Raw genomic sequence first — 20,008 nt, forward strand, 5'->3', positions numbered from 1 at the left:
TTCGTGACTTCAGGCGGCGGGCGTGAGGCCCAACTCAAGCACACCGGTCTCAGGCCGGGCTGGACCACGGGCGCCTGCGCGACCGCGGCGACCACGGCCGCGTACACGGCCCTGCTGACCGGCGAGTTCCCCGACCCGGTGACCGTCACCCTGCCGAAGGGGCAGACGCCGTCCTTCGCGCTCACCGCGGAGCGGCTCGCCGGCGGTACGGCCATGGCGGCCGTCACCAAGGACGCCGGCGACGACCCGGACGTCACCCACGGGGCCGTGATCCGCTCGACGGTACGGCTGCTCCCGCCGGGCTCCGGCGTGGTCTTCCGGGCCGGCGAGGGCGTCGGTACGGTCACCCTGCCGGGGCTTCCCCTGGAGGTCGGCGAACCGGCGATCAACCCCGTGCCCCGGCAGCTCATGCGCGAGCACGTGGCGGCGGTCGCGGCGCGGCACGGCGGCGCCGGCGACGTCGAGATCACCGTCTCCGTCGACGGTGGCGCCGAGATCGCCCGTTCCACGTGGAACCCCCGGATCGGCATCCTGGGCGGCCTGTCGATCCTCGGCACGACGGGGATCGTCGTCCCGTACTCGTGCTCCGCCTGGATCGACTCGATCCGCCGGGGCGTGGACGTGGCCCGCGCGGGCGGCCTCACGCACGTGGCCGGGTGCACCGGCTCCACCTCGGAGCGGACGGTGGCGACGCTCTACGACCTGCCGGAGATCGCGCTCCTCGACATGGGCGACTTCGCGGGCGCGGTCCTCAAGTACGTACGCCGCCATCCGGTCGACCGGCTCACGGTCTGCGGCGGTTTCGCGAAGCTCTCCAAGCTCGCCGCGGGCCATCTGGACCTGCACTCGGCGCGCTCCCAGGTCGACAAGGCCTTCCTCGCGGACCTGGCCGTCACCGGCGGCGCCTCGGAGTCCCTGGCCTCGGAGATCGCCGCGGCGAACACGGGCCTGGCCGCGCTCCGCCTCTGCGAGGCGGCCGGCGTCCCCCTCGGCGACCTGGTCGCCGCCCGCGCCCGCGACGAGGCCCTGTCGGTCCTCAGGGGCGCACCGGTGGCGGTCGACGTGGTCTGCGTCGACCGGGCGGGTGTGGTGGTGGGACGGTCGGAGGTCGCGGGGCCGGGGTCGGCGTCGGGGTCTGCGTCGGCGTAGGCCTCGTGGGCGGCCTCAGGGGCGGCCTCAGGGGCGTGAATCCGGCGCCGAGTGCCCTCCCGCCCGCCCGAGGATCCCCCGATGACCGATTGCCGGGCGGGCGGGGCTCGGGCCTGCGGGCACCGGCCCCGCACCCGTCAGCCCGCCGGGTAGCCGATCTCCGCGATGTCCTCCGCCAGCTCGGCGAGATCCGTCTCCGGGTTGAGGGCCGCCACGAGCTCCCCCGTCAGCGGGCGCAGCGCGAGCACGTGCCGGACCGCCTCGATGTCCACCGTGCGCTCGTAGTAGTCCGAGGCCCACTCCGCGTACGCCTCCGCCGTGCGGTTCGTCAGGAGGCGGAGGAGGGTGAGCGAACCGTCCGGGTCCGGGTGGTCCTCCAGGTCCGGGTAGGCGACCTCGCCCGTGTGCCAGGCCGTGTCCGCGGTCTCGCGCCAGAGGCAGGCGGTGGTCACGTGCACGTCGTCCTCGTCCATGAACGCGGGCTCCGTCAGGTACTCCCGGAAGGCCTCCGGCACCCCGTCGAGCACCCCCGGCCACGTCTTCCCGTCCGCGAGCGGCCCGTACGGGCTCAGCGGCGACTCGTGGTCGAAGACTCGGGCGTACGCCCCCGCGGGGGAGAGGACGATCGTGTACTCGCCGCCCGAGCCGTCCCGCATGGACGCCAGCTGCTCGTCCTCCGACCAGTGGGCGTCGAAGGAGTAGTACCGCCCCTCCCAGGCCGGGCTCAGGATCGCGTCCAGCATCGCGAGCCCCTGGGAGTGGTCGCGCAGTTCCTCGATGCCCGGCAGTGCCCGGGCCACGTCGTAGACAGTCACGTCTCCATGAGACCGCACGGCCTCCGCGGCCGACATGCGGGCCCCCCGCCCCGAACCTAGGCTGGCCGGGACACGCCCCCCGAGCGAGAGGGAGTCCCATGGCCAAGCGAGGCAACAAGCGGCGCGCGCGGAAGAAGAAGAACGCCAATCACGGCAAGCGGCCGAACGCCTGACGTCCACGCGGCGGGGCCCCGGGGATCGGACTTCCCGGGGCCCCGCCGCGCGCCGTCCCGGGGGCGGCTCAGCAGGTGTGGCGGTCCCTGGCCGGGTCGTACAGGTGGCTGTCGCGGAACTCCGAGGCCGCGAGCGTGCGGCCCACCAGGATCACCGCCGTCTTCGTGATGCCCGCCGCCTTCGTCTGCGCGGCGATGTCGTCGAGCGTCCCCCGCAGGACGACCTCGTCGGGGCGGCTGGCCATCGCGACCACCGCGGCCGGGCAGTCGGTGCCGTAGTGGGGGACGAGTTCGGCCACGACCCGGTCGACGTAGCGGGCGGCGAGGTGGAGGACGAGCAGGGCGCCGCTGCGGCCGAGGGTCGCCAGGTCCTCGCCCTCGGGCATCGGGGTGGCCTGCTGTGCGATCCGGGTGAGGACGACCGTCTGGCCGACCGTGGGGACGGTCAGCTCCCGCTTGAGCGCGGCGGCGGCAGCGGCGAAGGCCGGGACGCCGGGCACGACCTCGTACGGGATGCCCGCCGCGTCCAGCCGCCGCATCTGCTCGGCCATCGCGCTGAAGACGGACGGGTCGCCGGAGTGCAGCCGCGCCACGTCCTGCCCGGCCTCGTGGGCCGCGGCGATCTCGGCGACGATCTGGTCGAGGTCCATCCGGGCGGTGTCGACGCGCCTGGCGTCCGGCGGGCACTCGGCGAGCAGTTCGGTGGGGACGAGGGAGCCGGCGTAGAGGCAGACCCCGCACTTCGCGAGGGTCCTCGCGCCGCGCACGGTGATGAGGTCGGCCGCGCCGGGGCCCGCGCCGATGAAGTAGACGGTCATTCCTCTGTTCAACCCTTCGTTACGGACCACTGGGTGACGGGCATGGCCTGGCGCCAGCCGGTGAAGCCGCCGACGGGGACGGCGGTGGCGACCGCGAGCCGGACGAGTTCGCCGCCGTGGCGGCGGTAGCGGTCGGCGAGCAGTGCCTCGGACTCCAGCGTCACGGTGTTGGCGACGAGCCGGCCGCCGGGCGGCAGGGCCTCCCAGCAGGTGTCGAGGAGGCCGGGGGCGGTGAGGCCGCCGCCGATGAAGACCGCGTCGGGGGTGGGCAGGGCGGCGAGGCCCTCGGGCGCGGGGGCGGTCACGACGCGCAGGGCGGGTACGCCGAGGGCGTCGGCGTTGCGGCTGATGCGGGCGGCCCGCTCGGGGTTCTTCTCGACGATGACCGCCCGGCAGGAGCGGTGGGTCCGCATCCATTCGATGCCGATGGAGCCGGAGCCGCCGCCGATGTCCCAGAGGAGTTCGCCGGGTGCGGGGGCGAGCGCGGCGAGGGTGGCGGCGCGCACATATCGCTTGGTGAGCTGCCCGTCGTGCTCGTACGCCTCGTCGGGGAGTCCGGGGGCGGCGCCGAGCCGGAGCGTGTCCGGGTCGCGTACGCAGTCGAGGGCGAGGACGTTGAGGGGGTCGGTCCGCTCGTGCGGCCAGTCGGCGGCGGTCCCGTCGAGGAGCCGCTCGGCGGGGCCGCCGAGCTGTTCGAGGACGCGGAGGCGGGTGCCGCCCCAGCCGGTGTCCCGGAGCAGGGCCGCGACCCGGGCGGGGGTGTCGGCGCCTTCGCTGAGGGCGAGGAGGCGGCGGCCGTCGTGGAGGGCGGCGGAGAGCGCGGCGAGCGGGCGGGCGACGAGGGAGACGGTCTCGACGGCTTCCAGGGGCCAGCCGAGGCGGGCGCAGGCGTAGGAGACGGAGGAGGGGTGCGGGTGGACGCGGAGGCGCTCGGCGCCCGCGACGTCGGCGAGGGTACGGGCGATGCCGTGGAAGCTGGGGTCGCCGCTGGCGAGGACGGCGAGGGCGCGGCCCTCGTGGGCGGCGAGCAGGCCGGGGACGGCGGGGCGGAGCGGGGAGGGCCAGGTGATCCGTTCGCCGGGGCAGTCGGCGGCCGGGAGGAGGGCGAGCTGGCGGGGGGCGCCGAGCAGGACCTCGGCGGTGCGCAGGGCGCGGCGGGAGCTCTCGGGGAGTCCGTCCCAGCCGTCCGCGCCGATTCCGACGACCGCTATCGCACCGTTCACGTCGGGGACTCTACGTGAGGGGCGCGGGCCCCTACCGCCGGGTCACTTCTGGGCGTTCTGCCCTACGTGGAAGAGCAGCCAGACGAAGCCCGCGAAGGCGTGGGTGGCGAAGACGTACACGAAGACGCGGAGCATCACGCCCCGCTCCTTCCAGCGCTCGTTGTCGTACGTCTTCTCCTCGGCCACGCGCTCCAGGGTACGGGCCGGAATAGACGGCGGGGTGGCACCGTTGGACGTGATAGTTTAAGCTTCAACCAATACATCAGGAACCGCGAGAGGTGAGCACGATGCAGTTCGGGATCTTCACCGTCGGCGACGTGACGGCCGACCCCACCACCGGCCGCACCCCCACCGAGCACGAGCGCATCAAGAACACCGTCGCCATCGCGCTCAAGGCCGAGGAGGTCGGGCTCGACGTCTTCGCGACCGGCGAGCACCACAACCCGCCGTTCGTCCCGTCCTCCCCCACCACCCTCCTCGGGCACATCGCCGCCCGCACCGAGAACCTGATCCTGTCCACCTCCACGACCCTGATCACCACCAACGACCCGGTGAAGATCGCCGAGGACTACGCGACCCTCCAGCACCTCGCCGACGGCCGCGTGGACCTGATGATGGGCCGCGGCAACACCGGCCCCGTCTACCCGTGGTTCGGCCAGGACATCCGCCAGGGCATCCCGCTCGCCATCGAGCACTACGCGCTCCTCCACAAGCTGTGGAGGGAGGACGTGGTCGACTGGGAGGGCAAGTTCCGCAGCGCCCTCCAGGGCTTCACGTCCACCCCGCGCCCGCTCGACGGCGTCCCGCCGTTCGTCTGGCACGGCTCCATCCGCTCCCCCGAGATCGCCGAGCAGGCCGCGTACTACGGCGACGGCTTCTTCGCGAACCACATCTTCTGGCCCAAGCAGCACACCGAGAAGATGGTCAGGCTCTACCGCCAGCGCTACGCCCACTACGGGCACGGCACCCCCGAGCAGGCCGTCGTCGGCCTCGGCGGCCAGGTGTTCATGCGCAAGAACTCGCAGGACGCGGTAAGGGACTTCCGCCCGTACTTCGACAACGCGCCGGTCTACGGCCACGGCCCCTCCCTGGAGGAGTTCAGCCGCGAGACCCCGCTGACCGTCGGCTCGCCGCAGGAGGTCATCGAGCGCACCCTGTCCTTCCGCGACTACGTGGGCGACTACCAGCGCCAGCTGTTCCTGGTCGACCACGCGGGACTGCCCCTCAAGACGGTCCTGGAGCAGCTCGACCTGCTCGGCGAGGAGGTCGTCCCGGTGCTCCGCAAGGAGTTCGCGAGCCTGCGCCCGGCCGGCGTACCGGACTCCGCCCCGCTGCACCCCGCCGTACAGAAGAAGCAGGAGGTCTGAGGTCATGCAGACGTTGAAGCTGGTCGCCGTGTCCGCCGGACTCAGCGCCCCGTCCTCCACCCGGCTGCTCGCCGACCGGCTCCTGCAGGCCGCGCGGTACCGGCTGGCCGAGCAGGAGTACGCCGTCGACGTCCAGGTCGTCGAACTGCGCGACCTGGCCGTGGACATCGCGAAGAACCTCGTCACCGGCTTCCCCTCGGAGAAGCTCCAGGAGGCGATCGACACGGCGACGGGCGCGGACGGCGTCATCGCCGTCACCCCCGTCTTCACGGCCTCGTACAGCGGTCTGTTCAAGTCGTTCTTCGACCTGATCGACCCGGCCGCGCTGACCGGCACCCCGGTGCTGATCGGGGCGACCGGCGGCACCGCCCGGCACTCCCTGGTCCTCGACCACGCGATGCGACCGCTCTTCGCCTATCTGCGGGCCCTCGTCGTCCCGACCGCCGTCTACGCGGCCTCGGAGGACTGGGGTTCGGGCGGCGACGAGTACACCGAGGGCCTGCCCAACCGGATCACCCGTGCGGGCAACGAGTTCGCGGACACGGTCGCGGCGCGCCCCGCCCGCCGGGAGGACGAGGACGAGATCGTCCCGTTCGAGAAGCAGTTGGCCGGCCTTCGCCTCGATTGATCGGTTTGTTACGTTGTGGGGGAGGCCCTTCCCGGGGTTCCCGACAGCGAAACGGAGGTCGGCGATGGCCGGCGGCAGGATCGTGGTGGGCGTGGACGGATCGGCGCCCGCTCTGAAGGCGTTGAAGTGGGCGGCCGGGCAGGCCGCTCTGACCGGGGACTCCCTCCAGACGGTGATCAGCTGGGAGTACCCGGCCTCGTGGGCGACGCTCATGCCCGGCGTACCGGCGGAGTTCGACCCCGAGCGGCTCGCGAAGCAGATTCTCGACGAGTCGATCGACCAGACCCTCACCCCCCAGGAGGCCGCCGCCACCACCCGCACGGTGGTCGGCGGCAACGCCCCGCAGGCCCTGCTCGACGCCGCGCGGGGCGCGTCGCTGCTCGTCGTCGGCGACCGCGGATACAGCGGCTTCAAGGCGGCGATGCTCGGCTCGGTCTCCTCGCACGTCACCCAGCACGCGCCGTGCCCGGTCGTCGTGGTCCGGGGCGACACGGGGGAGTAGGCGGCCCCCGGCATCATGCGCCCGGCCCGGGGGGTGGCGTACGCGGTATGCCGTGCGCCCGGCCCCGGCCGGGCGCATGATGCCCCCATGGACATCAAGCTGGAACTCGTCGCGGTCCCCGTCACCGATGTCGACCGCGCCAAGGCCTTCTACGAGCGGGTCGGCTTCCACGCCGACCACGACGTGCCCGTCAGCGACGCCATCCGCTTCGTCCAGATGACCCCGCCGGGCTCGGCCTGCTCGATCGCCTTCGGCAAGGGGCTCACCGAGATGGCCCCGGGCTCCCTCGACAACATGCAGGTCGTCGTCACCGACATCGAGGAGGCCCACCGCGAGCTGACCGCGCGCGGGATCGAGGTCAGCGAGATCTCGGACATGCCGTGGGGCTCGTTCGTCTTCTTCGCCGACCCGGACGGCAACCGCTGGGCCGTCCAGCAGACGACGCCGCGCGGGCGGTAGCGTCGGACGGGCGGGGACGACCGCGCCCGGGGGCGAGCGACAACCCCTGGTTGTCGGAGTGACCACCTGCGGTTGTCGCGCAGCCTCGTGTCCGCCCCGCCGGACCGGGCGGACACCCCCTCACCCCCGGACGACGCCGTCTCCCCCGCGCGGCGGAGGCGGACCGGTCGCCGGGGCGACGTGCGGGGCCGGGGGCGGCGGAAGGCTGGAGCCATGATGAAGCTCAAGGCCCTTCCGGACGTGCCCCGTTGGGCCGCCCTCGCCGCCCACGCCGTCCCGCTCGTCACGCTCCCCTCCGGCCTGTGGCGGATCGCCCTGGTCGCCGGACTGCCGGTCACACAGGACTCCGGGCTCGGACCCCTCGGCCTCGGGGAGTCGGTGTACGTGGTCTCCCTCAGCGTCGTGTCCGAGCTGCTGGCCTTCCTGACGCTGGGGCTGGTCCGGCCCTGGGGCGAGGTCTTCCCCCGCTGGATGCCGTTGCTCGGCGGGCGCCGGGTGAATCCGGCCGCCGCGACGGGCGCGGCCCTCGCCGGGGTGGCGGGGCTGTGCGCCATCGCGGGCTGGGGCGCGTACGCCTCGTACGCGGACCTGGGGCCGGGCGTCCCGGCCTCGGCGGCCCAGGACGCCCTGCTGATCGCCTGCTACGCGCCGCTGCTCGCCTGGCCCGTGCTGCTGGCCGCCGTCGCGGTCGCGTACCACCGGCGCCGCCGCCACGGCGGGAAGGGCGGGCGCGGTCAGTACGGCGCGGGCCGGCCCGCCGCGTCCTCGTGGGTGTAGAAGAGGTAGTACGCGCCGGCCCCGGCGACCCCGGCGACGGTGAGCCCGAGACCGCTCGACGACAGGACGCTGGCGTCGGAGAGGCTGAAGAGGAAGCCGACCGCGATGCCCGTCAGGGCGCCCCAGGCGGCGGCCCGCAGCTCGCGGGGCAGCCGGTGGCCGTAGGCCCTGAGGGCGTACAGACCTCCGGCGAGGACCACGGCCGACACGATGCCGAGCCACAGCTGCCCGAGTGTGGTGGGGCCGCCCTGGCGGGCGACGGTCGCCGCGTAGAGGCCGTACAGGACACCGGTCGTGACCGGGAACCCCCAGCCGTGCGTACTGATCCGGCGCCTCGTGGGCACCGCTGCGTGTGCGGCCATGGCAGGAGCTCCTTCGCTCTCGCCCCCCTGCTGCTTCCCGCACCCTCCAGAGCACACCCGGCCCCCGCCCGCCGCAAGTGGATCAGCCGGTAACCGCCCGGAGGGACCCGGGCGGTTCGGCGGCCAGCGCCGCCAGTCGCCGCAGTGCCCCGTCAAGGACCTCGTGCGTTGGGGTGGCCAGGCCGATCCTGATCGCGTCGGGGGCCGTGCCCGTACCCACCGCGAAGGCGCTGCCCGGGGTGACCGCCACGCCCGCGCGGGCGGCGGCCGCCGCCGTGAAGGTCTCCGCCCGCCAGGGCGCGGGCAGCTGCCACCAGCAGTAGTACGCGTGCGGGGAGGTCCGCAGCGTGTGCCCGGCGAGCCGCCGCCGGACCAGGGCCTGCCGGGCCGCCGTGTCCGCCCGCTTCGCCGCGACCGCCTCGGCGACCGTGCCGTCCCCGGTCCAGCGGGTGGCGGCGGCGACCGCGAGCCCGCCCGCCGTCCAGGCCCCCGAGCGCAGGGCGTCCGCCGCCGCCGCGCGCAGCCGTCCGGGCACCACGAGGTAGCCGACGGTCAGGCCGGGGGCGAGCCGCTTGGAGAGGCTGTCGACGAGGAGGACCCGCTCGGGGGCGTGCGCGGCGAGCGGGGCGGACGCGTCCGGTACGAGGAAGGCCCAGGTGGTGTCCTCGACGGCCGTCAGGTCCAGGCGGCGCAGCAGCTCGGCGAGTTCGGCCCGGCGGCCCTCCCCCGCCGTCGAGGAGAGCGGGTTGTGCAGGGTCGGCTGGAGGTAGACGGCGGACAGCGGCGCCGCCCGGTGGGCCGCCGCGAGCGCCTCGGGCCGTACCCCTTCGGCGTCCAGGGCGAGCGGTACGAGCCGGATGCCGAGCCGCTCGGCCACCGCTTTGACCAAGGGGTACGTGAGCGCCTCGACGCCCAGCCGGCCGCCGGGCGGGACGAGCGCGGAGAGCGCGGCGGCGATGGCCTGCCGGCCGTTCCCGGCGAAGAGGACGCCGTCGGGGTCGGGGGCCCAGCCGGGCCGGGCGAGCACGGCCGCCGCCGCGTCGCGGGCCTCCGGGGTGCCGGTGGCGGCGGCGGGCCGTGAGACGGCCTCGGCCAGGACGTCGGGCCGGGCGAGGGCCGCGAGCGCGCGGGCCATCAGCTCCGGCTGGCCTTCCGCGACGGGGTAGTTGAGCTGGAGGTCGACGGGCGCGGCGCCGGTCGCCTCGGCGAGCGCGGGCCCCGGCAGCGGGGGCGCGGCCCGTACGAAGGTGCCGCGCCCGACCTCCCCGACGACCAGGCCCCGCCGCGCCAGCTCTCCGTACACGCGGATCGCCGTGGAGTTGGCGATGGCGTGACGGCGGGCGAAGACCCGCTGCGGCGGCAGCCGGTCGCCGGGGCTCAGCCGCCCGTCCCGTACGGCCGCCTCGACCCGGTCGGCGATCCTCCGGTACTCCTCCACCGCACACCCCTCTCCCATTGCACCGAGAGCAAAGATCTTATTGCACCGAGCAGCTGTGGCTGCCTAGCCTGCGGTCATGTTCACCGCCCGCACCGCCGACGCCGAGATCGCCTACGAGGACCGGGGCGAGGGCCCCGCCCTGCTCCTCGTCCACGGCCACCCCTTCGACCACACCATGTGGCAGCCGCAGACCGACCGCTTCTCCCGCACCCACCGGGTGATCGCCCCCGACCTGCGCGGCTACGGCCGCACGCCCCTCGGCGCCCGGCCGGAGACGGCCGACGCCGACACCGACACCGACCGCCTCACCCTCCTCGGGGACTTCGCCGAGGACCTCGTCGCCCTCCTCGACGAGCTGGACATCGACGAGTGCGTCCTCGCCGGACTCTCCATGGGCGGCCAGATCGCCATGGAGCTGTACCGCCGCCACCCCGGGCGCGTCCGGGGCCTCGTCCTCGCCGACACCTTCCCCGCCGCCGAGACCGAGGACGGCAGGGCCGCCCGCAACGCCATGGCCGACCGGCTGCTCGCCGGCGGCGCGGAGGCCATGCGGGAGTACGCCGACGAGGTGCTGGACCGGATGGTCGCCCCGTACAACACCCATGCCGCCCCGCACGTCCACCGCATGATGCGCTCCACCGACCCGGCCGCCGCCGCCGCCGCCCTGCGCGGCCGGGCCGAACGCCCCGACTACCGGAAACTGCTCACCACCGTCGCCGTGCCCGCGCTCGTCGTCGTCGGCCGGGACGACTCCTACACCCCCGTCACGGACGCCGAGGAGATGCACGCGCTGCTCCCCGACTCCACGCTCGCCGTGATCGAGCGGGCCGCGCACCTGCCCAACCTGGAGCGGCCCGAGGAGTTCGACGCCGTACTGGAGAACTACCTCCGCTCACTCGTCCGGCCCAACTGAAAGTTCGCAACCGTACGAACGCTCCGACGATGGGGGCATGAGCCAGAACACGGCACCACCGCGCAAACCGGCCCCCTCCGCCTCCGGCGCCTGGGCCTCCGGCGGCACCCTCTTCGCCGGTGTCCTCATGCTGGTCACCGGCTGCATGGACGTCTTCCAGGGCATCGCCGGCATCGCCAAGGACGACGTCTACACCCGCATCGGCGACTACGTCTTCAAGTTCAACCTCACCACCTGGGGATGGATCCACCTGATCCTCGGCGTCGTGGTCGCCATCGCGGGCTTCGGCATCCTCAGGGGCGCCGAGTGGGGCCGGGTCGCCGGTATCTCCCTCGCCTCCCTGAACCTCCTCGTCCAGTTCCTCTTCCTGCCGTACCAGCCCTGGTGGGCGCTCTTCTCGATGGCCATCTCGGTGTTCGTGATCTGGGCCCTGGCCACCGACGAGGTGTACGGCCCCGACGAGAAGCACTGAGGGGACGGCCCCATGAGACGCCTCGCGGGCATCGCCCTGGGACTCACCGCCACCACGGCGCTCGCCCTCACCGGATGCGACCAGGTCAAGCAGACGACGGGCGACGTCATCTCCTCCGCCACGGCCGCCGCCGCGTCGGCCGCCCAGGAGAAGATGAAGGAGGTCAAGGACGGGGTGAACGCCACCGGCGACGTCACCGCCGGACCGACCAGCACCGACGGCGACCGCACGGTCGCCCAGGTCACCGCCACCAACCCCCAGGACAAGAACGCCGACTACACCGTCCTGGTCACCTTCCGGGACACCGACGGGAACTTCCTCGACTCGGTCGTCCTGAACATCGACGGCGTCCCCGCCGGAAAGTCCAAGACCGGTACCGCCCGCAGCAACCGCACCCTCTCCGGCGATACCAAGGCGGAGATCGGACAGGCCCTGCGACACTGACGGCGTGGACCGAGCCCCCGCCGCCGAGCGCGTGATGCACCCCGCCCCACCCCGCCCCACGCCGCCCCTCCGACCCAGGCGCCGTACCACCGCCTGGGTCGCCGGGCTGCTCCTGGCCGCACCGGCGGTGCTCACCGCCTGCCGACTGCTGGACACCGACGCGGTGACCCCGGTCCCCCAACTGCTCTCCTTCCTGCCCTGGTTCGCGGCCCCCGCCGCCCTCGGGCTGCTGCTCGCCGCCGTCGCCCGCCGGCGGGTCCTCGCGGCGCTCGCCGTAGTGGTCCTCGCGGCGACCGTCTGGACGGTGCTGCCGTACGGGCCGGACCACACCACCGCACGCGGCCCGGTGGTGGCCCGGCTCCGGGTCCTCGCCTCGAACGTCGAGTTCAGCGGAGCCACCGGCTCGCTCATCACCGCCGTCCGGCGGGAGCGGCCCCAGCTCGTGTTCGTCTCGGAGTGCGACCGCGCCTGCGGGCACGCCCTCACCCGGGCCTTCGCCGCCGAACTCCCCCACTACGCCTCCGTCGAGGAGGACGGCTCGGCCGGCTCCGTGATCCTCAGCGCCTACCCGCTCCGCGACTGGCACATGATCCCGGCGACCATGGGCATGCCCGGCGCCACGGCGGAGATCGGCGGCCGGACCGTACGGCTCCAGCTCGCACACCCGATGCCGCCGCTGCCGGGGCAGGTGCACCTGTGGAAACGGGAACTGGGACGGGTACGGGACGCCACCGCGCCCGACGGCCCCCAGATCGTCGCCGGCGACTTCAACGCCTCCCAGGACCACGCCGCCTTCCGCGCCGTCCTCGACGGCGGCGGGCTCCACGACGCGGCCCGCCTCTCGGGCGCGAGCCGCACCCCCAGCTGGCCCATGGACGGCCCCCTCCCGCCGTTCGTCCAGATCGACCACGTCCTGGTCACCGACGACTTCACCGTCAGGGGCACCCGCTTCCTCGACCTCGCGGGCACGGACCACCGGGCGCTCCTGGCCGATCTCGACCTGCACGCCGGGCGCTGATCGGCCACGCTTGAGGACATGGACAACGAGGAGATCCTTGACGACATCGGCGCCCTCGTCGAAGAGGAACGCGCCCTGAGACAGCGCACGGGCGGCCTCCTCCCCGAGGAACGGGCCCGCCTCTCCGACCTGGAGGTCCGCCTGGACCAGTGCTGGGACCTGCTGCGCCAGCGACGCGCCAAAGCGGAGTTCGGCGAGGACCCGGACACGGCCGCGGTCCGCCCGGCCACGGAGGTCGAGTCCTACCGCAACTGAGCCGCCGCGGCGGACCGGTGCCGGAAGCGCGGGCAGCCGAGCCACGACGGCCCCGGCAGCCGCGCCCCGCCTCTCCCCTCCCCCGGCCAGTACGTTGGGGACATGGCACGACCCGCAGGCCCCGGTACCGTTCGGCTCAGTCCGCCCGCCTGGCTCACCGCCGGGCTCCGGCCCGCCCCCGCGCCGATCCCCTGGGCCGCCGTCCTCCGCGCGTCCGTCGCCCTGTCCACGCCGCTCGCCGTCGGCCTCGCCGCCGGACAGCCCGCCTACGGCGCCCTCGTGTCCATGGGCGCCCTCTCCGGGGTCATCGGCGACACCGCCGACGCCTACCGGATGCGGATCTTCAACATCGCCGTGCCGCAGCTCTTCGGGGCCGTCGGCGTCACCCTCGGCACCCTCGTCTTCGGCCAGGGCTGGCTCGCCGTCGGCGTCCTCACCCTCGTCGCGCTCGTCTCCGGGATGATCTCCTCGATCGGCGCCGTCGCCTCCGTCTCCGGGCTGCTCCTGCTCCTCAACGCCGTCGTCGGCGCCGGACTCCCCATGCCCGACCCCTGGTGGAAGGCGCCCCTGCTCCTCACCCTCGGCGGGCTCTTCGTCCTCGTCCTCACCCTGCTCGGCTGGCCACTGCGCCGCGCCGCCCCCGAACGCGCCGCCGTCGCCGCCACCTACCGGGCCGTCGCCGAGCTGTACGAGGCCACCGGGACCGCCGCGTACGACGAGAAACGGCACGCCGTCACCGCCTCCCTCAACCAGTCCTACGACCTCGTCCTCGCCCGCCGCGCCCGCCAGCACGGCCGCACGCCCGCCCTGGTCCGGCTGCTCGCCCAGCTCAACGTCGTCATCCCGCTCGTCGAGGCCGCCCCCGCCGCCCAGCTGCGCGCCCAGCTCTACGGCCCGCTGCCGCCCTCGGTCGCGGCGGCCGTCCGGGAGCTCGCCGACGCCGTCGAGGAAGGCCGCACCGGGGACCCCGTACTGGATCTGCCGACCCCCGAACGGCCCGCCGAGAAGGCCGTCGACCACGCCCTGCGGCACGCCGCCGCCGTCGTCCACAAGCCCGAACCCGACCCTCCCCCAAGGTCTTCGACCAGGGGGGACCCCCACGTCGACGACCGCCTCGGCCGACCCGCCGCGCTCCGGGTCCGCGCCCGCCGGACCTCCCGCGCCGTCCTGCTCTCCGAGGCCTCCTGGCGGTACGGGCTCCGCCTCGCCCTCTGCATCGGCATCGCCCAGGCGCTGGTCTCGCTGATCGCCGTACCCCGCTCGTACTGGGTCGCGCTGACCGTCACCTTCGTCATGAAGCCCGACTTCGGCTCGGTCTTCTCCCGGGCCGTGCTCCGCGCCCTCGGCACCGCCGTCGGGCTCCTCCTCGCCGCCCTCGTCCTCGCCGCGGTCCCCCGCGGCTGGTGGGACGTGCCCGTGATGTGCGTGCTCGCCGCCCTCATCCCGGCCTTCTCCGCGAAGGGGTACGCCTTCCAGACGGCAGCCATCACCCCCGTCATCCTGCTGCTCTCCGACACGCTCAACCAGCAGGGCTTCCACCTGGTCATGCCCCGCCTGTACGACTCCCTCATCGGCTGCGGCATCGCCCTGATCGCCGGCTATCTGCTCTGGCCCGAGTCCTGGCACGCCCGCGTCGGGGACCGGCTCGCGGACGCCGTCGCCGACACCGCCGCCTATGTGGCCAGGGCCTTCGCCGAAGACCCCACCGACCAGAGCGGACGGCTCCGGGCCCGGCGGAAGCTCTACCGGGACCTGTCCACCGTCCGCAGCGAGTTCCAGCGCGCCCTGACCGAACCACCGCCCACCGGACCCCGCGCCGCCGCCTGGTGGCCGCTGGTCGTCGCCGTCGAACGGATCGTGGACGCCACCACCGCCGCCCACATCCGCGTCAACCACGGCGCACCCGCCCCCGACCCGGCGGAGGTCGGCGCCGTCGAGCGGGAGCTGCGCGAACTCGCCGACGGACTCCGCGGCACCGACACCCTCGTGGAGGTCCGCACCGAGCTGCCCGGCGACGAGAACGGAGTCCTCGCACCGCTCCGTCAGGAGGTCCGCGCCGCCCGCGCCATCGCCGGTCCCGACCTGCGGTAAACCTTCCCCGGGGGGCGTACGGGAGGACTTACCGGCGGTCACTGAACGGAACCCTCCCCACCGCCGTTTCCGCAGCCCACCCGGGCGACTACGATGCGCTCGATTCACCCTGATCCGTGCCCGTCGCCGCCGGCAACCGGCCCGGCGGACGGGCCACTTCGCCCTGCCTCACCCCCGCGCCCCGAGGACCCCGCCATGCGCACCACGACGAACAGAGGGCTCCAGCCCAATGTGCTCGGCACCTTCGACACGATCGTCATGGCCGTCGCCGGCAGCGCGCCCGCCTACTCGCTCGCCGCGACCACCGCCGTCCTCTTCGGCGCCGTCGGCCTCGCGGGGCCCGCCGCCCTGCTCTACTGCGCGATACCGATGCTCGGCATCGTCCTCGCCTACGCCCGCCTCGGGCGGATCGACGTCAACGCCGGGGCCGGCTACTCCTGGGTGGGCCGCACCCTCCACCCCTTCCTCGGCTTCCTCTCCGGCTGGGCGCTCGTCTTCGCCGCCACCGTCTTCATGGTGGCCGGCTCACTGCCCGCCGGCTCGCTCACGCTCTCCCTGATCGACCCGGAGCTCGCGGAGCACACCCCGCTCGCGGCGGCCGTCGGCGCCGGCTGGTTCCTGATGATGCTGCTGGTCGTCCTGGGCGGCGCCCGGCTCACCGTCCGGGCCCAACTGATCATGTCCGGCGTCGAGATGCTCATCCTCGTCGGCTTCGTCCTCGCCGCCGTCGCCCACCGGGGCCGGGCCACCGCCTTCGACTGGTCCTGGTTCGGGATCGACGGCTTCGACGGCAGCCACGGCTTCGCCGCCGGGGCCCTCATCGCCGCCTTCTACTACTGGGGCTGGGACGTCACCAGCAACCTCAGCGAGGAGACCCGCGACAGCCGGCGCACCGCCGGGCTCGCCGCGCTCATCGGCGTCGGCTTCGTCTTCCTCCTCTTCGAGGCCTTCACCGTCGCCGTGAACGTCCTGCTCACCGCCGAGGAGATCCGTACCGCCGGACCCAACGTCCTCGCCGTCCTCGGCCAGGAGATCTGGCCCGGCGTCGGCGGGAAACTCCTGGTCGTCGCCGTCGTCCTGTCCACCGTCGCCACCCTGGAGACCACCCTTCTCCAGGTCACCCGCTCGCTCTTCGCGATGGGCCGCGACCGGACCCTGCCCGCCGCGCTCGGCCTGGTGCACCGCCGCTGGAACACCCCCTGGGTCGCCGTCGTCACCGTCGGCGGCGCCGCCCTCGTCATGTTCGGGGCCGCCGCTGCCGCCGGGTCCGTGCAGCAGATCCTCAGCGACGCCGTCTCCGCGATCGGACTCCAGATCGCCTTCTACTACGGGCTCGCCGGCATCGCCGCCGTCGTCGCGTACAAGTCGGTCCTCTTCCGTTCCGTACGGAATCTGCTGCTCGGCGGCGTCTGGCCGCTGCTCGGCTCCGCGTTCATGCTGTGGGCCTTCGTCGAATCGCTCGGCGAACTCTCCACGACCGCCCTCACCATCGGCCTCGGCGGCCTGCTCCTCGGCGTCGTCCCGCTGATCGTGTACTGGCGGAAGGGCAGCGACTACTACCGCCCGGCCCGGCTGGACGCGGTCGCCGCGATGGCGGCGGCGGAGGGCTCGGGCCCGGCCACGCGCGCGCGTTCGGCGACACGGGACAAGAACTACGCGACGGACTTCTGACGACCACCCGACCACCCCACCACTCGACCCCCGGACAGCGCGGACAGCACGGACAGCGCGACTCGACTTCTGACGGCAGCCGACCCCGAAGGAGGCCCCCGATGGCCGTACGCCGCCGCTCCACGCGCCCGGCGCGTCCGGAGCGCTTCGTGCCCGACTTCGACCCGGACTTCGGGGACCGCGCGCTGACCGACGCCCGCCACGACATCGTCATCGGCCGCTGGCAGGGCGTACGGGACCTGCTCGCCGCCACCGGGGACCACTGGGCGCGCCGCACCCACCGGCTGCGGCTGCTCTCGCACGCCGCCGCGGGCAGTTCCACCGTGGAGACCTGGCGCGCCGCCGAACCCCGCAACCCCGACGCGGCCGTGCTGCGGGCGGCGACCGAGGTGGTACGGGTCTTCGACGCGGCCATCGCGGCCGGCCGGGGCGCGGCGGTCGACCGCGGCCGGATCGACGCCGCCGTCGACGCCTGCCGGGGCGCGGCGGAGGCGGCACCCGCCGACCCGATGCCGTGGGTGTCGCTGCTCTCGGTGGCGCGCCTCTACGAGGGCGGGGTGGCGCGCCGCGAACTGCGCCAGTGGTTCGACGAGTTGCGGCACAGGGACCCGTACAACACCGAGGGTCACATCCAGGTGCTGCGCTACTGGTCGGCGCGGTGGCACGGGACGCACGGCAGCATGTACGACTTCGCCCGCGACGCGGCGGGCGTGGCGCCGCCCGGCTCCTCGCTGCCGGTGCTCGTGCAGGTGGCGCGGGTGGAGGAGTACCGGTACATCGCGGACGGGGCGCTCGGACGCGGCCCGGTGCGCGGCTTCGACCAGCACTGGAAGCACGAACTGGCGGTGACCGAACTGCGGCGCACCCGCGCGCGCTGGATCGGCGGGCGGGAGCCGGGGGCACCGGTGGCACCGGAGGAGGTCGGGGACATCAACTTCCTGGCGCACGCGGCGTGTTACGCGGGCCAGGTGGAGATCGCGCGGGAGCTGATGGGGATGCTGGGAGCGCGGGCGGCGTGGGTGCCGTGGGCGTACACGGGGGACCCGGAGGAGCAGTTCGTACGGTTCAGGGAGGGCCTGGGGGTGGAGTGAGGCTCTCCACCCCCGGGCGCCGCCGGATCAGACGCCGATGTCCTCGCCGTCCGTGCGCCAGACCGCGACGACCGACGGGCGGACGATGCGGCCGGGTCCGTCGGGCCAGACCGAGGCGGGCTTCTCGACGGAGGCACCGTCGATCTCGCCCGGGTGCTGCACGGCGACCAGGACGCGGCGGTCCTGGACGATCGGGCCGCAGGTCTCGGCGCCCGTCGGGACGGTCAGGAACTGCTTCAGCTCACCGCGCCGCTCGCCGCGCGTGGCGACGCCGAACAGGCCGTCGTGCGAGCCGAGCTGGTTGCCGTCCGTGGAGATCCACAGGTTGCCGTGCGGGTCGAAGGCGACGTTGTCCGGGCAGGAGATCGGGGAGACCTTCTCCTTGGGGAAGCCGGCGAAGTAGGTGGCCGGGTCGTTCGGGTCGCCCGCGACGAGGAAGAGCCGCCAGGCGAAGCCGTCCGAGGCCGGGTCGTCCCAGTGCTCGGCCAGTTCGAGGATCTGCCCGTGCTTGTTGAGGTTGCGCGGGTTGGCCTCGTCCGCGGGGGCCTTGCCGGCCTTGCCGCGGTCGGTGTTGTTGGTGAGCGCGACGTAGACGCGGCCCGAGCGGGGGCTCGGCTCGACGTCCTCGGGGCGGTCCATCTTCGTGGCGCCGACCTTGTCACCGGCGAGGCGGGTGAAGACGTACACCTCCTCGGCGGTCATGCCGGGGACGTGCGAGACGGCGCCGTCGGGGCCGGCCGTGGCGAGCGGGAGCCACACGCCGGAGCCGTCGAACTCGCCGTCGTTCGGGAGCTTGCCGGTGCCGTCGATCTCGGCGGCCGGGGAGTCGCCGGTGAGCTTGGCGACGTACAGCGTGCCCTCGTCGAGCAGCGTGAGGTTGTGCTCGTGGGCGGACCGCGAGCCGCCCTTCCTCATCCGCTTGCCCGACACGAACTTGTAGAAGTAGTCGAAGCGCTCGTCGTCGCCCATGTAGACGACCGGACGGCCGTCCTCGGTGAGACGGGGCTGCGCGGCCTCGTGCTTGAAGCGGCCGAGCGCGGTGCGCTTGCGGGGGGTGGAGTCGGGGTCGTACGGGTCGAGCTCGACGACCCAGCCGAAGCGGTGCGCCTCGTTCGGCTCCTGCTTGAGGTCGAAGCGCTTGTCGAAGCGCTCCCACTTGCGCTCGGTGGCGCCGGTGCCGATGCCGTAGCGCTTGTCGGTGGCGCTGGAGCCGTTGGCGAAGTACTGGTTGAAGTTCTCCTCGCCGTGGAGGGTGGTGCCCCACGGGGTGGTGCCGCCGGCGCAGTTGTTGAGCGTGCCGAGGACCTTGCGGCCGGTCGGGTCGACGGAGGTCTTCAGCAGGGCGCTGCCCGCGGCGGGTCCGGTGACCTCGAACTCGCTCGTCGTGTGCAGACGGCGGTTGAGGTGGTGGCGGGTGACCGGCGTCAGCTTGCCGGTGCGGCGCTCCTCCTGGACGACGACGACCGAGAGGCCGTGCGCGGCCCAGGCGGTCTCGACCTGCTCGCGGGTCGGGTTCGCGGGGTCGTAGCCGCGGAACATCAGGACCTCGTCGGTGTACTCGTGGTTGGCCACGAGCACCTGACGGCCGTGCTCCCCGCGCAGCGGCAGCAGGGAGAGGAAGTCGTTGTTGTAACCGAACTGGCCGGCCTGGGCCTTCGCCGACTGCTTCTCGGAGTCGAAGGCGGGGGCGCCGCGCAGGATGGGCTCGCCCCAGCGGATGACGACGTTCTGGGAGTAGCCGGCGGGCACGGTGACCTGGTCGGCGTTGTTGGGCGCGACGGGGGCGAAGCGGAGGCCGCGGGCGCCGTCGGTGCTGCCGTTGCCGTGGCCGTGGCCGGGCTTCGGGGAGTGGGCCTCGGCGGCGGGCGCGTTGCCGAGGGTGAGGGCCCCGCCGGCGGCGGAGGCGACCGTCACGACGGCGGCGGCACGGAGGGCGGAACGGCGCGAGAGGACACCGGCTATGACGTCGCCGACGTACTCGTTGTCGCTGGTGTTGGGCACCTCGTGGAAGCAGGCGTCACCACACCGATAGCGGCAGGTGAGAGCGGAACGGCCGCCTCCGTGGGGGTTCGTGCTCAGCAGCGGCAGCAGTTTGCGCACTTCGTCCTCCTCCGGCGCACACTGCGCCGACATGGTGTCGGGATGGCTACGGCCGCGACGCTATGTGCGCACCTCTGCACGGGGACGGCGGCGGAGTGAACGCCGAATGAATGCACGGCATCCGTGGGCGACCGGGTCACCGAGGAGGGAGGGGGTGGCCGCTAACCTTACGTGTCCGCCCTGGCCAGGGATGAAAGTCCCGAAACGCCCAGCACGGACATTCACACGCACCCCACTCATGC

22 protein-coding genes are annotated in these 20,008 nt (G+C 73.8%); 15 read left to right on the forward strand and 7 right to left on the reverse strand.

What is annotated here, in order from left to right:
- Positions 1–3 precede the first annotated feature (3 nt).
- On the forward strand, positions 4–1,149 hold the full coding sequence (locus tag V4Y03_RS15975) for a cobalt-precorrin-5B (C(1))-methyltransferase (RefSeq protein ID WP_317874864.1): 1,146 nt from the start codon (positions 4–6) through the stop codon (positions 1,147–1,149).
- Positions 1,150–1,286: 137 nt separating this feature from the next.
- Here the strand turns inward: V4Y03_RS15975 and V4Y03_RS15980 are convergent, their stop codons facing one another.
- On the reverse strand, positions 1,287–2,000 hold the full coding sequence (locus V4Y03_RS15980) for a hypothetical protein (protein WP_317874863.1): 714 nt from the start codon (positions 1,998–2,000) through the stop codon (positions 1,287–1,289).
- A gap of 62 nt (positions 2,001–2,062) precedes the next feature.
- On the opposite strand from V4Y03_RS15980, the gene V4Y03_RS33905 reads away from it, so the two are divergent.
- Entirely contained in the window at positions 2,063–2,137 is a 75-nt protein-coding gene (locus tag V4Y03_RS33905) for a 50S ribosomal protein bL37 (protein ID WP_015034725.1), read from the forward strand.
- Positions 2,138–2,205: 68 nt separating this feature from the next.
- Here the strand turns inward: V4Y03_RS33905 and cobM are convergent, their stop codons facing one another.
- Genes cobM through V4Y03_RS15995 form a run of 3 tightly spaced genes read right to left on the reverse strand, consistent with a single transcriptional unit; the run spans position 2,206 to position 4,364 of the window.
- Positions 2,206–2,955, reverse strand: a complete 750-nt coding sequence (cobM, locus tag V4Y03_RS15985) for a precorrin-4 C(11)-methyltransferase (RefSeq protein ID WP_317874862.1) — start codon at positions 2,953–2,955, stop codon at positions 2,206–2,208.
- Between the two features lie 8 nt (positions 2,956–2,963).
- Positions 2,964–4,178 (reverse strand): precorrin-6y C5,15-methyltransferase (decarboxylating) subunit CbiE, encoded by a 1,215-nt coding sequence (cbiE, locus tag V4Y03_RS15990; protein ID WP_332435348.1) that lies wholly within the window; start codon positions 4,176–4,178, stop codon positions 2,964–2,966.
- Positions 4,179–4,220: 42 nt separating this feature from the next.
- On the reverse strand, positions 4,221–4,364 hold the full coding sequence (locus tag V4Y03_RS15995) for a DUF6126 family protein (protein WP_332435349.1): 144 nt from the start codon (positions 4,362–4,364) through the stop codon (positions 4,221–4,223).
- A 101-nt stretch (positions 4,365–4,465) separates the two neighbouring features.
- On the opposite strand from V4Y03_RS15995, the gene V4Y03_RS16000 reads away from it, so the two are divergent.
- The 5 genes from V4Y03_RS16000 to V4Y03_RS16020 all read left to right on the forward strand — a co-directional run bounded on the left by V4Y03_RS16000 (position 4,466) and on the right by V4Y03_RS16020 (position 7,911).
- Positions 4,466–5,545, forward strand: coding sequence for an LLM class flavin-dependent oxidoreductase (locus V4Y03_RS16000; RefSeq protein ID WP_317874871.1), 1,080 nt, complete (start codon positions 4,466–4,468; stop codon positions 5,543–5,545).
- 4 nt (positions 5,546–5,549) lie between these two features.
- On the forward strand, positions 5,550–6,173 hold the full coding sequence (locus tag V4Y03_RS16005; protein WP_332435350.1) for an FMN reductase: 624 nt from the start codon (positions 5,550–5,552) through the stop codon (positions 6,171–6,173).
- A gap of 64 nt (positions 6,174–6,237) precedes the next feature.
- Positions 6,238–6,675 (forward strand): universal stress protein, encoded by a 438-nt coding sequence (locus V4Y03_RS16010; RefSeq protein WP_332435351.1) that lies wholly within the window; start codon positions 6,238–6,240, stop codon positions 6,673–6,675.
- A gap of 87 nt (positions 6,676–6,762) precedes the next feature.
- A complete protein-coding gene (locus tag V4Y03_RS16015; protein WP_332435352.1) occupies positions 6,763–7,134 on the forward strand; it encodes a VOC family protein in 372 nt (123 codons plus the stop codon).
- A gap of 213 nt (positions 7,135–7,347) precedes the next feature.
- Positions 7,348–7,911, forward strand: a complete 564-nt coding sequence (locus V4Y03_RS16020) for a hypothetical protein (RefSeq protein ID WP_332435353.1) — start codon at positions 7,348–7,350, stop codon at positions 7,909–7,911.
- Here the strand turns inward: V4Y03_RS16020 and V4Y03_RS16025 are convergent.
- Positions 7,869–8,273 carry a hypothetical protein gene (locus tag V4Y03_RS16025; protein WP_317874856.1) on the reverse strand — a complete coding sequence of 135 codons (405 nt, stop codon included), beginning with the start codon at positions 8,271–8,273 and terminating at the stop codon, positions 7,869–7,871. The genes V4Y03_RS16020 and V4Y03_RS16025 overlap by 43 nt on opposite strands.
- Positions 8,274–8,355: 82 nt before the next feature.
- On the reverse strand, positions 8,356–9,711 hold the full coding sequence (locus V4Y03_RS16030; protein ID WP_332435354.1) for an aminotransferase-like domain-containing protein: 1,356 nt from the start codon (positions 9,709–9,711) through the stop codon (positions 8,356–8,358).
- A 76-nt stretch (positions 9,712–9,787) separates the two neighbouring features.
- On the opposite strand from V4Y03_RS16030, the gene V4Y03_RS16035 reads away from it, so the two are divergent.
- The 8 genes from V4Y03_RS16035 (at position 9,788) to V4Y03_RS16070 (ending at position 17,666) form a co-directional block, all read left to right on the forward strand.
- On the forward strand, positions 9,788–10,624 hold the full coding sequence (locus tag V4Y03_RS16035) for an alpha/beta fold hydrolase (RefSeq protein WP_332435355.1): 837 nt from the start codon (positions 9,788–9,790) through the stop codon (positions 10,622–10,624).
- Positions 10,625–10,661: 37 nt separating this feature from the next.
- Positions 10,662–11,096: a DUF7144 family membrane protein gene (locus V4Y03_RS16040; RefSeq protein ID WP_317876654.1), complete on the forward strand. Its 435-nt coding sequence runs from the start codon at positions 10,662–10,664 to the stop codon at positions 11,094–11,096.
- 12 nt (positions 11,097–11,108) lie between these two features.
- On the forward strand, positions 11,109–11,540 hold the full coding sequence (locus tag V4Y03_RS16045; RefSeq protein WP_332435356.1) for a hypothetical protein: 432 nt from the start codon (positions 11,109–11,111) through the stop codon (positions 11,538–11,540).
- 34 nt (positions 11,541–11,574) lie between these two features.
- Positions 11,575–12,558, forward strand: a complete 984-nt coding sequence (locus V4Y03_RS16050; RefSeq protein ID WP_443079874.1) for an endonuclease/exonuclease/phosphatase family protein — start codon at positions 11,575–11,577, stop codon at positions 12,556–12,558.
- Between the two features lie 18 nt (positions 12,559–12,576).
- A complete protein-coding gene (locus tag V4Y03_RS16055) occupies positions 12,577–12,813 on the forward strand; it encodes a DUF2630 family protein (protein WP_317876651.1) in 237 nt (78 codons plus the stop codon).
- Between the two features lie 102 nt (positions 12,814–12,915).
- Complete coding sequence (locus tag V4Y03_RS16060; RefSeq protein ID WP_317876650.1) at positions 12,916–14,904, forward strand: FUSC family protein; 1,989 nt, start codon at positions 12,916–12,918, stop codon at positions 14,902–14,904.
- Between the two features lie 195 nt (positions 14,905–15,099).
- Complete coding sequence (locus V4Y03_RS16065) at positions 15,100–16,575, forward strand: APC family permease (protein WP_332435358.1); 1,476 nt, start codon at positions 15,100–15,102, stop codon at positions 16,573–16,575.
- A 101-nt stretch (positions 16,576–16,676) separates the two neighbouring features.
- On the forward strand, positions 16,677–17,666 hold the full coding sequence (locus V4Y03_RS16070; protein ID WP_332435359.1) for a hypothetical protein: 990 nt from the start codon (positions 16,677–16,679) through the stop codon (positions 17,664–17,666).
- Positions 17,667–17,693: 27 nt separating this feature from the next.
- On the opposite strand, the gene V4Y03_RS16075 is transcribed toward V4Y03_RS16070, so the two are convergent.
- On the reverse strand, positions 17,694–19,766 hold the full coding sequence (locus tag V4Y03_RS16075; RefSeq protein ID WP_332435360.1) for a PhoX family protein: 2,073 nt from the start codon (positions 19,764–19,766) through the stop codon (positions 17,694–17,696).
- Positions 19,767–20,008 lie beyond the last annotated feature (242 nt).

This window comes from Streptomyces sp. P9-A4 (assembly GCF_036634195.1).
In the GTDB taxonomy this organism is placed as follows: Bacteria; Actinomycetota; Actinomycetes; order Streptomycetales; family Streptomycetaceae; genus Streptomyces.